The 12,764-nt window shown below is 60.0% G+C and carries 10 protein-coding genes and 1 pseudogene; 5 read left to right on the top strand and 6 right to left on the bottom strand.

Features of this window, described 5'->3' with window-relative positions:
- Positions 1-121: 121 nt before the first annotated feature.
- The 4 genes from AC1DVH_RS19340 to AC1DVH_RS19325 form a co-directional block, all read right to left on the bottom strand.
- On the bottom strand, positions 122-511 hold the full coding sequence (locus AC1DVH_RS19340; protein WP_477755160.1) for a hypothetical protein: 390 nt from the start codon (positions 509-511) through the stop codon (positions 122-124).
- Positions 508-1,920, bottom strand: coding sequence for a PAAR domain-containing protein (locus tag AC1DVH_RS19335; RefSeq protein WP_477755159.1), 1,413 nt, complete (start codon positions 1,918-1,920; stop codon positions 508-510). The genes AC1DVH_RS19340 and AC1DVH_RS19335 overlap by 4 nt, the downstream gene beginning before the upstream one ends.
- On the bottom strand, positions 1,917-2,123 hold the full coding sequence (locus tag AC1DVH_RS19330) for a hypothetical protein (protein ID WP_477755158.1): 207 nt from the start codon (positions 2,121-2,123) through the stop codon (positions 1,917-1,919). The genes AC1DVH_RS19335 and AC1DVH_RS19330 overlap by 4 nt, the downstream gene beginning before the upstream one ends.
- 250 nt (positions 2,124-2,373) lie before the next feature.
- Positions 2,374-2,580: a hypothetical protein gene (locus AC1DVH_RS19325; protein ID WP_477755157.1), complete on the bottom strand. Its 207-nt coding sequence runs from the start codon at positions 2,578-2,580 to the stop codon at positions 2,374-2,376.
- 309 nt (positions 2,581-2,889) lie between these two features.
- On the opposite strand from AC1DVH_RS19325, the gene katG reads away from it, so the two are divergent.
- A complete protein-coding gene (gene katG / locus AC1DVH_RS19320; RefSeq protein ID WP_477755156.1) occupies positions 2,890-5,085 on the top strand; it encodes a catalase/peroxidase HPI in 2,196 nt (731 codons plus the stop codon).
- Between the two features lie 34 nt (positions 5,086-5,119).
- Here katG and AC1DVH_RS19315 read toward each other — a convergent pair whose 3' ends face one another.
- Entirely contained in the window at positions 5,120-5,707 is a 588-nt protein-coding gene (locus AC1DVH_RS19315) for a TetR/AcrR family transcriptional regulator (protein ID WP_477755155.1), read from the bottom strand.
- A gap of 149 nt (positions 5,708-5,856) precedes the next feature.
- On the opposite strand from AC1DVH_RS19315, the gene AC1DVH_RS19310 reads away from it, so the two are divergent.
- The 4 genes from AC1DVH_RS19310 (at position 5,857) to AC1DVH_RS19295 (ending at position 12,165) form a co-directional block, all read left to right on the top strand.
- Positions 5,857-6,162: a LysR family transcriptional regulator gene (locus AC1DVH_RS19310; protein ID WP_477755154.1), complete on the top strand. Its 306-nt coding sequence runs from the start codon at positions 5,857-5,859 to the stop codon at positions 6,160-6,162.
- Between the two features lie 139 nt (positions 6,163-6,301).
- Positions 6,302-7,543, top strand: coding sequence for a multidrug efflux RND transporter periplasmic adaptor subunit MexE (gene mexE, locus AC1DVH_RS19305; RefSeq protein WP_477755153.1), 1,242 nt, complete (start codon positions 6,302-6,304; stop codon positions 7,541-7,543).
- Between the two features lie 12 nt (positions 7,544-7,555).
- The gene (locus tag AC1DVH_RS19300; protein ID WP_477755152.1) at positions 7,556-10,747 is read left to right on the top strand and encodes an efflux RND transporter permease subunit; all 3,192 of its coding nucleotides are present in this window, start codon (positions 7,556-7,558) and stop codon (positions 10,745-10,747) included.
- Positions 10,747-12,165: an efflux transporter outer membrane subunit gene (locus AC1DVH_RS19295; RefSeq protein ID WP_477755151.1), complete on the top strand. Its 1,419-nt coding sequence runs from the start codon at positions 10,747-10,749 to the stop codon at positions 12,163-12,165. Before AC1DVH_RS19300 ends, AC1DVH_RS19295 begins: the two co-directional genes overlap by 1 nt.
- A gap of 34 nt (positions 12,166-12,199) precedes the next feature.
- Here the strand turns inward: AC1DVH_RS19295 and AC1DVH_RS19290 are convergent.
- Positions 12,200-12,429: pseudogene (locus AC1DVH_RS19290) on the bottom strand (aldehyde dehydrogenase (NADP(+))); the annotation flags it as partial.
- Between the last annotated feature and the right edge of the window lie 335 nt (positions 12,430-12,764).

Genomic DNA, 12,764 nt, shown 5'->3' with positions numbered 1-12,764 from the left:
CGTTTGCATTTCGCAGTCCTGCTTCTTATCTTTCCTGGTGCACCGGCCTTTTATCAGTGGTGCACCAGGCTTCGACTGGAAATGCCGAGGACTACTTCAACTTGGAAAGTCGTCCATTGAGTTATCTGAATTTCAGTAGAGCGTAGGTAATCGCCATCCAACTTAGAGTAATGATCGTCATTACTACGTTAATCATCAGAAGACGCTTCAGGTGGGGCGGGAAGTTTTCGATATCGATAGGGTCCACATCACCGAGGCGTATATACGCCCTCGGTCGCACTACCATCCCGGCAATTTTAGTGATCAGTACAAATCCCCCAAACCAGCCCTGCCCCCGCCATCCTGGCCCCCAAATGAAAATGTAGCGACTGTTTTTCAAGGCTTCCATCATGGCATCCAGATGACGACGGCTCAGGTACAGGCAGTAAGCAATGTTCATAGCCCCCAGCAGAATTGGACCGCCAGCAACAGTAACTGCAATCCACGGGGACCAAGTGTCGATGCTGGTCATGGCTGTCTTATTTCAAACATTTTCTCACCTACGAATTCGCCCCCCATACCACCCGCTTCTGTCCCCACCCACGCGCTAATCCCTACCACGGCCCCAACGCAGATAACACCACCTATTGCCGTGGTAACCCCAAGCGCAAGGCAAATAGAGCCACTAATCAAAGGAGCTCCTGCCCCACCCGCAATCCCACCAATGGTAGACCCTACAAATTTTCCTCCTTCAGTAAATTTCACCTTCTCACAAGCCGCTCCAGAGTCACCAACACAAACTTCCTGAATAGCCAGCAACGATGAAACTCCACCAATCCCAATTCCGATGTACCCCCCGGCGCCCATGTACTTCGCCGCCCGACTGATCGCCTTCACATGGGTCGCGTAACCCGGTATCTGCCCCGGCGCACCAGCCTTGTCCCAGTGGTGCACCAGACTGCGACTGGAAATGCCGAGCGCCGTTTTTAGTTTGGGATGATCACCCAATGTCGTGTAGCCACGCAGGCGAGTGGAGTTCAGCAAGTGGGCGTCCAGCTGGGCGAGCAGCCGCTGGCGTTCGGCGAAGAACTGCGGCGACCGCAGGTGCCCATGCTGACGATAGCTGTCCTGATGCAGGCGCTCCATGGCTTGCAGGGTGTCACGCAGTCGGGTCAGGTGTTTTTCCATCACCACCGCGCTGACGCCAAGCCAGGTCGAGGATTGGCCAGTAAAGCTGGCGATTTCAGCCGCGTGGCGGAACATGAATTCCGCTTCGTCCGGCGTCAGGGGATCGAGTGCCAACTTGACCTGTTGCGCGGCCTGCATCAGCTGCGCTTCCTGGTAGGTGCAGGAGGTGTTGTTCGGATCGCTCAGTACGATCAGCGAACCGGCCTTGATATCGCCTCGCTCAGGATTGAGCGCTCGAAACTTGCGCATCACGACGGCATCGGGCGTGGCGAACAGCGTTGCCTCCAATGCCTCGCGGGTCATGCTTTTGGGTACCACATGGAAGCCCGGCTCTTGAGGTTTCGCGCGGGCGAATATCGCAGGCGCTGGAGGGTTCGAAGGGGCGAAACCAGGCTGACGTGGCGCGGCCGGTTGACTGGTTGCAGCACTGGAAACGGGTTGCGCGGCGCTCCTGCCCGTTCGCGGTGCAGAATTAGCGCTGCGATAGGTGGCCGTGACCACCGAAGGGATCAGCCGGGCCTTGCAGGGGCAATCGCTGTGGCTGTCCAGCGTGCCCGCCACGGCTTTGCCATGACTGATCATGTAGGAAATGCCACCGACGATCTTGTAAGTCTTGCCGTCCTTGCCACAGGTGACCCGATCACCTTCGCGGGCATGGGCGATGCCGTACATCATGACTCCGGTATGACCATCCAGGACTTTGCCGCCACAGGTAGTCTTGTCATGCAGGCCAATGAAATGTCCTTCGTTCATTGATGTTCTTCCTCCTTGATGGAAGGCAGAAAGTCCTCGGCCATCGACACACCTTCACGTCCCACTAACAAACAACCGCCCTGTAAGGTGTTGATGATCTCGTCGCCATTGCAGAGACGGCTGCCGACCAGCGGGGCGTCAAGACTGCGAAGAAATTCAGCGGAGACTTCGTTGGTATACAAGGGGTGCACAGGTGCATTCATTTACAACTTCCTTATCGTCATCGATTTGAGTTGCCTTTCCTTCTCATCTAGGCAGAAGCGCTGAGCAGAGAGAATATTGGGCGACGACGAATAAGACGGTGGGACGCGTGCTGAACGCAATCCAATGGCATAGCCAAAATGAACAAATAGGAATTTTCGCAATAACAAACAACCCATTTCCTACAAAGGTTGTTACACAGAATGTGTGAATAGCCGGTTTTTTATTGAGTGCAGGAACGCCCTGAATGGCTCAGGCCGCGTGGTAATCCGAATCGTCACTGCCACTTTTGTCCCGGGGCATGGAAGCATTGCCAGCATTTCGTTCATGAGGCTGATGATCCGGCCTGGCGATCTTGAGCGCCCGGTCGGCGACCTTGGCGTTATGCATCAGGCGACAGAACACGGCGGCGACGATGATCGACAGCAATGACCAGATGACAATGGCTTTGAGGAGCATGGCGAAACCTCTCGCGGCAAACAATTCTTACGATCGCCAGCGTCCATGCAGCAAAGGCTACCCATCCATTGTGGCAGGTGTACATGATCTTGCATTTGCTTGCTGATTTGAACTGTTTATCAGCTATCTCCCAAGATGAAGCGACAGTTTCCCGGACCGGTACTTTAATGGATGTTCTGGAGCGACTGATCACTGGGCTGTCATAGCCTTAAGGCTATGGATCCCATACCGAAAAGCTATTTCTTCAATCGGTGATCCGGATCCACGCTTAAGGATGATTAGCTGAAAAMAAAATCAAGAGGAGATGCCATGTCAACTGAATCGAAATGCCCGTTTAATAACGCCGCTGGCGGTGGCACGACGAACCGCGACTGGTGGCCGAACCAACTGAACCTGAAGATCTTGAGTCAACACTCGCCCAAATCAGACCCGTTGGGGGGCGACTTCAACTACGCCGAAGCCTTCAAGAGCCTGGACTTCCAGGCGTTGAAAAAAGACCTGACTGCGCTGATGAMCGATTCCCAGGACTGGTGGCCGGCGGACTTCGGTCACTATGGGCCTTTCTTTATCCGCATGTCCTGGCACGCCGCAGGCACCTATCGCACCGGTGACGGCCGGGGCGGCGCCGGCTCCGGCCAGCAACGCTTTGCACCGCTCAACAGCTGGCCGGACAACGTCAGCCTCGACAAGGCCCGTCGACTGCTCTGGCCGATCAAGCAAAAGTACGGCAACAAAATTTCCTGGGCCGACCTGATCGTCCTCACCGGCAACGTTGCACTGGAGTCCATGGGCTTCAAGACCTTTGGTTTTTCCGGTGGCCGCCCGGATGTCTGGGAACCGGACGAAGACGTCTACTGGGGCTCGGAAAGCAAGTGGCTGGGTGGCGACGTGCGATATGGCAAAGATGCCGGGCAAGCTCCCGCAGAGCGCAATCTGGAAAACCCACTCGCCGCCGTGCAGATGGGCCTGATCTACGTAAACCCCGAAGGCCCTGAAGGCAACTCCGATCCGGTCGCCGCCGGGAAGGACATCCGTGAAACCTTTGCGCGCATGGCTATGAACGACGAGGAAACCGTCGCGCTGATTGCGGGCGGTCACGCCTTCGGTAAAACCCACGGTGCCGGCCCTGTCGACCATGTCGGACCTGAGCCCGAAGCCGCTGGTCTCGAACTGCAGGGCCTGGGCTGGAAGAGCACGTTCGGTACCGGTAAAGGTGGCGACACTATCTCCAGCGGCCTGGAAGTGACCTGGACGACCACGCCAACCCGGTGGAGCAACAACTACCTGGAAAACCTGTTCGGTTACGAATGGGAACTGTCCAAGAGCCCGGCGGGGGCAAACCAGTGGAAGCCGAAAAACGGCGCTGGTGCCGGCACCATTCCAGATGCCCATGATCCGTCCAGACGGCGTGATCCGACGATGCTGACCACGGACCTGTCGCTACGCTTCGACCCGATCTATGAACCGATTTCCCGGCGCTTCCTGGCCAATCCAGACCAGTTGGCCGACGCCTTCGCCCGTGCCTGGTACAAGCTGATTCACCGTGACATGGGGCCGCTCTCACGCTACCTCGGCCCGGAAATGCCGAACGAAGAGCTGCTGTGGCAAGACCCGATCCCTGCCGTCGACCATCCACTGGTCAACGACAGTGATGTGGCCGCACTCAAGGGCAAAATTGCCGCCTCGGGGCTGTCAGTCTCGCAACTGGTATCGACGGCGTGGGCGGCGGCTTCCTCTTTCCGTGGCTCCGACAAACGCGGCGGCGCCAACGGCGGGCGTCTGCGCCTGGCACCGCAGAAGTCCTGGGAGTCCAACCAGCCAGAACAACTGGCCCGTGTGCTGGCAAAACTCGAAAGCATCCAGGGCGAGTTCAACAGTGGCGGCAAGAAAATCTCCCTGGCCGACCTGATCGTGCTCGCCGGTGGCGTGGGCGTGGAGCAGGCCGCGAAAAATGCCGGCCAAAGTGTGACGGTGCCTTTCACCCCAGGGCGCATGGACGCCAGCCAGGAACAGACCGACGTCGAATCCTTCGGATTCCTTGAACCGATTGCCGACGGCTTCCGTAATTACCTGAAGCAACAGTACCGTGTGCCGGCCGAAAAACTGCTGATCGACAAGGCGCAACTGCTGACGCTCAGTGCGCCGGAAATGACGGTATTGCTGGGTGGGCTGCGGGTGTTGAACACCAATGTCGGCCAGAGCAAACACGGTGTCCTCACCTCACGGCCGGAAGCCTTGACCAATGACTTCTTCACCAACCTGCTGGATATGGGCGTGGAGTGGAAGCCCGTGTCGGATGCCCGGCAAGAGTATGAAGGGCGCGATCGCAAGACCGGTGCAGTGAAGTGGACGGGGACGCGGGTTGACCTGGTCTTCGGTTCCAATGCGCAGTTGCGTGCCTTGGCCGAATTCTATGCCTGCGCCGATGCGCAGCAGCAGTTCGTCAAGGACTTCGTCGCTGCGTGGACCAAAGTGATGAACCTGGATCGATTCGATCTGGCGTAGTCAAAAAGCCTGAACTTGCCGCGACCTGTCTGGATCAGGTCGCGGCAAGCCCTTCTACTGTTTTTTCGTCGCTGACAGACCAGGCATCGATCACCGATTGCAGGAACTGCTCCGACAATCGAGGGTTGTCCAGGGCTCTGGCGATCAATATGGCCCCGGTAATCGATGACAGGATGCGCAAGGCTTCCTGGTGCTTTTCATCATCGGTTTCGCCGTCGACCAATGGCAGCAGCGTTTCGATCAGGGTCTGCACGCCTTGGGTGAACGAGTGGCTGACAGCACCGCCATTGCGCGCGACATCGGCCCCCAGGGCAGGGATCGGGCAGCCTTCGGTCCAGTTGCTCAGGTGACTCTGGGTCAGGTAACCCTTGAGCAGTTCGGGGATGGATTTCGCCGCTCGCCAGTCTTCGATGTTGGTTTCGAACGTGCGGCTGACCGCCTCTGACGCCAACTGCTCCTTGCCACCGGGGAACTGACCGTAAAAGCCGCCATGGGTCAGGCCCACCGAGCGGGACAGCTCGCCGATACCGATGCCGTCGATGCCTCTTTCCCGGTACATCTTCGAGGCTGCGCCGAGGATCGCTTCCTTGTTGGCTGCTGCCTGGTCTTTCGTCACTTTCATGAGTGGGGTCCTGTCATCCGATGAGCGCCTTGGCAATTTTTTGCTGAGGGGCTGGTATTGATGATGATCATAATATAAATTCGCGGCAATGGTTTTGCAGGCCGACGAGCCCGTGGCTCAAGTCAGAACACCTCACAGGGTGCCGCCCCATGAAACGTCATGATCTGCGCAGTATCGACCTCAATCTGCTGGTGATTTTCGAGGCGCTCATTCAGGAGCGCAACGTCACACGGGCCGCAGAAAGACTTTCCCTGGGCCAGCCGGCGGTCAGCGGTGCATTGGGGCGTCTGCGCACACTGTTCAACGACCCTCTGTTTAAACGCATTGGCCACAAAATGGAACCGACCGCCCGGGCCTTGCAGGTAGCGCAAACCCTTGGGCCCGCATTGGACTGTATCTGCGCTGTCGTCAGTCTGACGGCTTCCAATAAAAACCCTGTTGATTCAGAGGCTTGATCTGAGCATTCATTTTTTTGCCCTTAAACATGACGGTCATCATTAATGATGATAGCCAAGTTCACTCCGTTCAATTCGTCGCAGCCCCCTGCGCGGCCGAGAATTCTCCAACCCCTAACCCGTCAGGCGGACACCCCCCATGGAACAGTCACTCAAACCTTTGCGTTACCCCCTTGCTGCATTGGCGTTGGCGACCCTCACTGCTTGCGGCCACGCCCCCGATGCCGCCCAGGCTCCGGGTGCGCCGCCTGTCACGGTCGCGAAAGTGCTCGAGCAACCTATCACTGAGTGGGATGAAGTCACCGCCCGTCTGGAAGCGCCGGAAACCGTCGTGGTTCGACCGCGGGTGTCGGGGCAGATCGATCGTGTTGCCTTCACCGATGGCGAGTCGGTGAAGAAAGGGGATTTGCTGTTCCAGATCGATCCACGGCCGTTCGAACACGAAGTACACCGCATCGAAGCGCAATTGCAACAAGCTCGCGCCACGCTGGTTCGAGCTGGCAATGAAGCGCAACGTGGCCAGCGCCTGTTGAGCAGCAATGCGATCTCCGCTGAACTGGCCGACACGCGCACCACCACCGCCCAGGAAGCCCGCGCCGCCGTCGATGCCGTGCAGGCGCAACTCGATCTGGCACGCCTGAACCTGAGCTTCACCCGTGTCACCGCGCCGATCAGCGGCCGGGTCAGTCGTGCCGAAATCACCGCCGGCAACATCGTCACCGCCGACACATCGGCCCTGACCAGCGTGGTCTCCACCGACAAGGTCTACGCCTATTTCGATGCCGACGAGCGTCTGTTCCTCAAGTACGGCCAGCTCTCCCGTCAAGGCCGGCGCAGTCAATCCACGCCGGTGTACATGGGTTTGTCGAACGAGGAGGGCAATAGCCACCTGGGGCAGATGAACTTCGTCGACAACCAGGTCAATCCCAAGACCGGCACCATCCGTGGCCGTGCGGTGTTCGACAACGCCGACGGCCAATACACCCCGGGGCTGTACGCCCGATTGAAACTGGTGGGCAGCGCGGCCTATGCCGGCCTGCTGATCAAGGACGAGGCAGTGGGCACTGACCTGGGCAAGAAGTTCGTGCTGGTGATCGACCAGGACAACAAGGCCGTGTACCGCAGCGTCGACCTTGGGCCGAAGCTCGAAGGCTTGCGCATCGTGCGCAGCGGTTTGCAGAAGGAAGACCGCATCGTCATCAACGGTCTGCAGCGGGTTCGTCCCGGCGCGGTGGTCGCGCCTCAGGACGCACCGATGGCCGATGCGCAAACCGTCGCCACCCTGGCCCGCCAGCGGCAGGCCATCGAGGCGGGTAATCAGCCCGTCGCTCCGTCTCCGGCGCTGGTGAAAACCGACGCTGGCGTATCGCCCCGCGGATAAAGGAACACCGTCATGAAGTTCTCCCAGTTCTTTATCACGCGGCCGATCTTCGCCGCAGTGCTGTCGTTGCTGATCCTGATTGCCGGCGGCATTTCGCTGTTCCGGTTGCCGATCGGCGAATACCCGGAAGTGGTGCCACCCACTGTGGTGGTCCATGCCAACTACCCGGGCGCCAACCCCAAGGTCATCGGCGAAACCGTGGCTGCCCCCCTCGAACAAGCCATCACCGGCGTCGAGAATATGTTGTACATGTCTTCGCAGTCCACGGCGGATGGCCGGCTCACGCTCACCGTGACTTTCGCCCTGGGCACCGACCTGGACAACGCTCAGGTGCAGGTGCAGAACCGCGTGACCCGTACCGAACCCAAGTTGCCGGAGGAGGTGACGCGCATCGGCATTACCGTCGACAAGGCGTCGCCCGAGCTGACGCTGCTGGTGCACCTGGTGTCGCCGGACAAGCGCTACGACATGCTCTACCTGTCCAACTACGCGATCCTCAACGTCAAGGACGAGCTGTCGCGGCTGGACGGCATCGGTGACGTGAAGATGTTCGGCATCGGTGATTATTCACTGCGCATCTGGCTCGACCCGAACAAGACCGCGTCACGCAACCTGACCGCCACCGATGTGGTCAATGCGGTGCGTGAACAGAACCGTCAGGTCGCGGCCGGCCAATTGGGCTCGCCGCCTGCACCCAACGCCACCAGCTTCCAGATGTCGATCAACTCCCAGGGACGCCTGGTCACCGAAGAAGAATTCGAGAACGTGATCGTACGCAGTGGTGCGGATGGCGAGATCACCCGCCTCAAGGACATTGCCCGGATTGAACTCGGCTCCAACCAATACGCACTGCGCGCTCTGCTCAATAACCAGGAAGCGGTGGCGATGCCGATCTTCCAGCGCCCGGGTTCGAACGCGATCGACGTGTCCGACCAGGTGCGGGCGAAGATGGCCGAGCTGAAGAAGAGTTTCCCGGAGGGCATGGACTACGAGATCGTCTATGACCCGACCATCTTCGTGCGCAGCTCGATTGAAGCGGTGGTTCACACGCTGTTCGAAGCGCTGATCCTCGTGGTGCTGGTGGTGATCCTGTTCCTGCAAACCTGGCGCGCCTCAATCATTCCGCTGGTCGCCGTGCCGGTATCGCTGATCGGGACCTTCGCCGTGATGCATTTGCTCGGGTTCTCGCTCAATGCGCTGTCGCTGTTCGGTCTGGTGCTGGCCATCGGCATCGTGGTCGATGACGCTATCGTGGTGGTGGAGAACGTCGAGCGAAACATCGAGTCGGGACTTGAACCGGCCGAGGCTACCCAAAAGGCCATGGGCGAGGTGACCGGGCCGATCATCGCCACGGCTTTGGTGCTGTGTGCGGTCTTCGTGCCGGCCGCTTTCATTTCCGGCTTGACCGGGCAGTTCTACAAGCAGTTCGCCCTGACCATCGCCATCTCCACGGTGATCTCGGCGTTCAACTCGCTGACTTTGTCGCCGGCATTGGCGGCGGTGTTGCTCAAGGCCCACGGTGCGCCGAAAGACCGTTTCTCCAAAGTGCTGGATCGGCTGTTCGCAGGCTGGTTGTTCAAGCCCTTCAACCGGCTGTTCGAAAAGGCCGGCAATGGTTACGTGGTGGCGGTGGCCAGGGTCATTCGCGGCAGCAGCGTGGCCCTGCTGGTTTACGCTGGCCTGATCGCCATGACGTACATGGGTTTCAGCACCACACCGACCGGCTTTGTGCCGACCCAGGACAAGAAGTACCTGGTGACCTTTGCGCAATTGCCCGATGCGGCCAGCCTTGACCGCACTGAGTCGGTGATCCGGCGCATGAGCACCATCGCCATGAACGAACCGGGCTTCGACAGCGCCGTGGCGTTTCCCGGCCTGTCGATCAACGGTTTCACCAACAGCCCGAATGCCGGCATCGCGTTCATCGGCTTGCGTCCTTTCGATGAGCGCAAAGACCCAAGCCTGTCCGCCGGGGCGATTTCCGCTTCGCTGAATGCCAAGTTCGGCGGCATTCAGGATGCCTACATCGCGGTGTTCCCGCCGCCACCTGTGCAAGGCCTGGGCACCATCGGCGGGTTCCGCCTGCAGATCGAAGACCGGGGCAACCTGGGCTACGAAGAGCTGTACAAGGAAACCATGAACATCATCGGCAAGGGGCGCAGTGTCCCGGAGCTGGCCAACCTGTTCACCAGCTACACGGTCAACGTGCCGCAAGTCGAAGCCGCCATCGACCGCGAAAAAGCCAAGACCCATGGCGTGGCAATCAACGACATCTTCGACACCTTGCAGGTGTACCTCGGATCGCTGTACGCCAACGACTTCAACCGTTTTGGCCGTACCTATCAGGTCAACGTCCAGGCTGAGCAGCAGTTCCGTCAGGAACCGGAGCAGATCGGCCAGTTGAAGGTACGCAACGACCGTGGAGAAATGATTCCACTGGCTACGTTCGTCAAGGTCAGCCCGACGTCGGGGCCCGACCGGGTCTCGCACTACAACGGGTTCGTCACCGCGGAAATCAACGGCAGTGCAGCCCCCGGCTACAGCTCCGGCCAGGCGCAAAAAGCGATCGAGAAACTGCTCAAGGAAGAACTGCCCAACGGCATGACCTACGAGTGGACTGACCTGACCTACCAACAGATCCTGTCCGGCAACACCGCGCTGTTGGTGTTCCCGCTCTGCGTCCTGCTGGCGTTTCTGGTACTGGCTGCGCTGTATGAAAGCTGGAGCCTGCCGCTGGCGGTGATCCTGATCGTACCAATGACCCTGCTGTCGGCGATTGCCGGGGTGATCATCTCCAGGGGCGACAACAATATCTTCACCCAGATCGGCTTGATCGTGTTGGTGGGCCTGGCCTGCAAGAACGCGATCCTGATCGTCGAGTTCGCCAAGGACAAACAGGACCAGGGCCTGTCGCCGCTGGACGCTGTATTGGAGGCTTGCCGCATGCGTCTGCGGCCGATCCTGATGACGTCGTTCGCCTTCATCATGGGGGTGATTCCGCTGGTGACTTCCACCGGGGCCGGTTCGGAAATGCGCCGGGCCATGGGGGTTGCCGTGTTCTCCGGGATGCTCGGGGTGACCTTCTTCGGGTTGCTGCTGACGCCGGTGTTCTTCGTCCTGATTCGTCGCTACATCGAACGTAAAACCGCGCGCAAGGCGGCCCGGGTTCACGCGCTCAACGTTATTGATTCGGAGGCACACTGATGAATGCTTTCAAGCTCTTCGTTCCCAGCCTCCTGGTCACGGCATTGGCCGCCTGCACCGTGGGGCCGGATTACAAGACCCCCGACACGGCGCCTGCCCATGTCGTCTCGGCACAAGGAGCCAACTACGATCAAACGCGATTCGAAACGGTGTGGTGGCAGCAATTCGACGACCCCACGCTGAATCAGCTGGTCGGCAAAGCGCTCAACGGCAACCGCGATCTGCGCGTGGCCTTCGCCCGCTGGAAAGCCGCCCGGGCCATCCGCGATGACGTCAGCAACGACAATCTGCCGGTGGTCACCAGCCGGGTCAGCAGCGTGCAGGGCAAATCGCAGGTGCCGGGCCTGACCGAGAGTCGGGTCAATACCGAGCGCTACGACCTGGGCCTGGACATGGCCTGGGAGATCGATCTGTTCGGACGCATCCAGCGTGAACTGGAATCCAGCGACGCCCGGGAAGACGCCACGGCGGCGGACCTGTACCAACTGCGGGTGACCATGATCGCCGAGCTGGTGGATGCCTATGGTCAACTGCGCGGTGCGCAACTGCGGGAAAAGATCGCCTTGGCCAACCTGAAGAACCAAAGCGAATCGCGCGCCGTGACGGTGAGCCTGCGTGATGCTGGCGTGGGTAACGAGCTCGACGTTGTGCGTGCCGACGCCCGCTTGGCGGCTGTCGAGGCGAGCGTGCCGCAGTTGCAGGCGGAGCAGGTGCACCACAAGAACCGCATCGCCACGCTGCTGGGCGAACGCCCGGACACCCTGAGCATCGACCTGAGTCCAAAGAACCTGCCGGCCATCGCCAAGGCATTGCCGATTGGCGATCCTGGCGAGCTGTTGCATCGGCGCCCGGATGTGCTCGCGGCAGAGCGCCGGTTGGCGGCGTCAACGGCGGATGTCGGCGTGGCCACCGCCGACCTGTTTCCACGGGTGAGCTTGAGTGGGTTCCTCGGCTTCACGGCGGGGCGTGGTTCGCAAATCGGTTCCAGTGCCGCCCGTGCCTGGAGCCTGGGGCCGAGTATCACCTGGGCCGCGTTTGACCTGGGCAGTGTGCGGGCGCGCATTCGTGGCGCAAACGCCGACGCCGAGGGAGCATTGGCGACCTATGAACAACAGGTGCTGCTCGCGCTGGAAGAGTCGGAAAACGCGTTCAGCGACTACGGCAAACGCCAGCAACGCTTGCTGTCGCTGATCAGGCAAAGCGAGTCGAGTCGCGCCGCGGCCGATCTGGCGGCGACGCAATACAAGGAAGGGGTGGTGGACTACCTGGTGTTGCTGGACGCACAACGCGAGCGGTTGAATGCCGAGGATGCCCAGGCACTGGGTGAGACCGATCAGTACCGCGCCATTGTGGCGATCTACAAATCCCTGGGCGGCGGTTGGGACAGCGGTGAAACCCGGCTCGCGAAAAACAACTGACTAACCCGTTGTAGGAGCAAGCTCGCTCCTACAGTTAATGACCATCCACAATGCGCGGCAGCCCCAACGGATTGCCCTCGCGCAGAGGCTCCGGCAGCAGGGCATCGGGAAATCCCTGGTAGCCCACCGGGCGCAGGAAACGTTTGATGGAAGTCATGCCCAATGAAGTAAAACGACTGTCCGAGGTGGCCGGGAACGTCCCGCCATGCACGGTGGAAAAACACACTCGTGCGGATGGGCGAAGGCGTTGACCAACGACGTGCCCGCAGTTGCGGGTTTGTATCCGCAGGTATCGGCAACGCCCGCCGTTACCCGGGCATACAAAACCGGCGTTTCCCGACACCTGGGCGATACACGGAGGCCTCCAAATGGAATCACCGGCAGCGTCACTTTCGGCGCGGCCTGGCGTGGTTCAACTGGAGGAAAGACAATGTTGCRTACCCACACCCGTCACACCCTCGGCAGGCTTGGCCTCATCCTGGCCGCCGCAGGGCTCGCTACTGTAGCGAGCCTTGCTCAAGCCCAGGAAACACAACCGGCCCCGGCGATGAAAAGCTGGCAGCAGGGCCTGCACCGCACCGACCTGGTACGCGAAGACC

The sequence above is a fragment of the Pseudomonas sp. P4_C3 genome, from assembly GCF_056402075.1.
Note: the sequence above shows the minus strand (reverse complement) of the source record. Positions and strands in the feature narration are given on the sequence as shown.

Excerpts from the sequence above, each read along its gene's own strand:
- AC1DVH_RS19340 (WP_477755160.1), bottom strand. The coding sequence starts at position 511 with ATGACCAGCATCGACACTTGGTCCCCGTGGATTGCAGTTACTGTTGCT.
- AC1DVH_RS19335 (WP_477755159.1), bottom strand. The coding sequence starts at position 1,920 with ATGAACGAAGGACATTTCATTGGCCTGCATGACAAGACTACCTGTGGC.
- AC1DVH_RS19330 (WP_477755158.1), bottom strand. The coding sequence starts at position 2,123 with ATGAATGCACCTGTGCACCCCTTGTATACCAACGAAGTCTCCGCTGAA.
- AC1DVH_RS19325 (WP_477755157.1), bottom strand. The coding sequence starts at position 2,580 with ATGCTCCTCAAAGCCATTGTCATCTGGTCATTGCTGTCGATCATCGTC.
- AC1DVH_RS19315 (WP_477755155.1), bottom strand. The coding sequence starts at position 5,707 with ATGAAAGTGACGAAAGACCAGGCAGCAGCCAACAAGGAAGCGATCCTC.
- AC1DVH_RS19310 (WP_477755154.1), top strand. The coding sequence starts at position 5,857 with ATGAAACGTCATGATCTGCGCAGTATCGACCTCAATCTGCTGGTGATT.
- mexE (WP_477755153.1), top strand. The coding sequence starts at position 6,302 with ATGGAACAGTCACTCAAACCTTTGCGTTACCCCCTTGCTGCATTGGCG.
- AC1DVH_RS19300 (WP_477755152.1), top strand. The coding sequence starts at position 7,556 with ATGAAGTTCTCCCAGTTCTTTATCACGCGGCCGATCTTCGCCGCAGTG.
- AC1DVH_RS19295 (WP_477755151.1), top strand. The coding sequence starts at position 10,747 with ATGAATGCTTTCAAGCTCTTCGTTCCCAGCCTCCTGGTCACGGCATTG.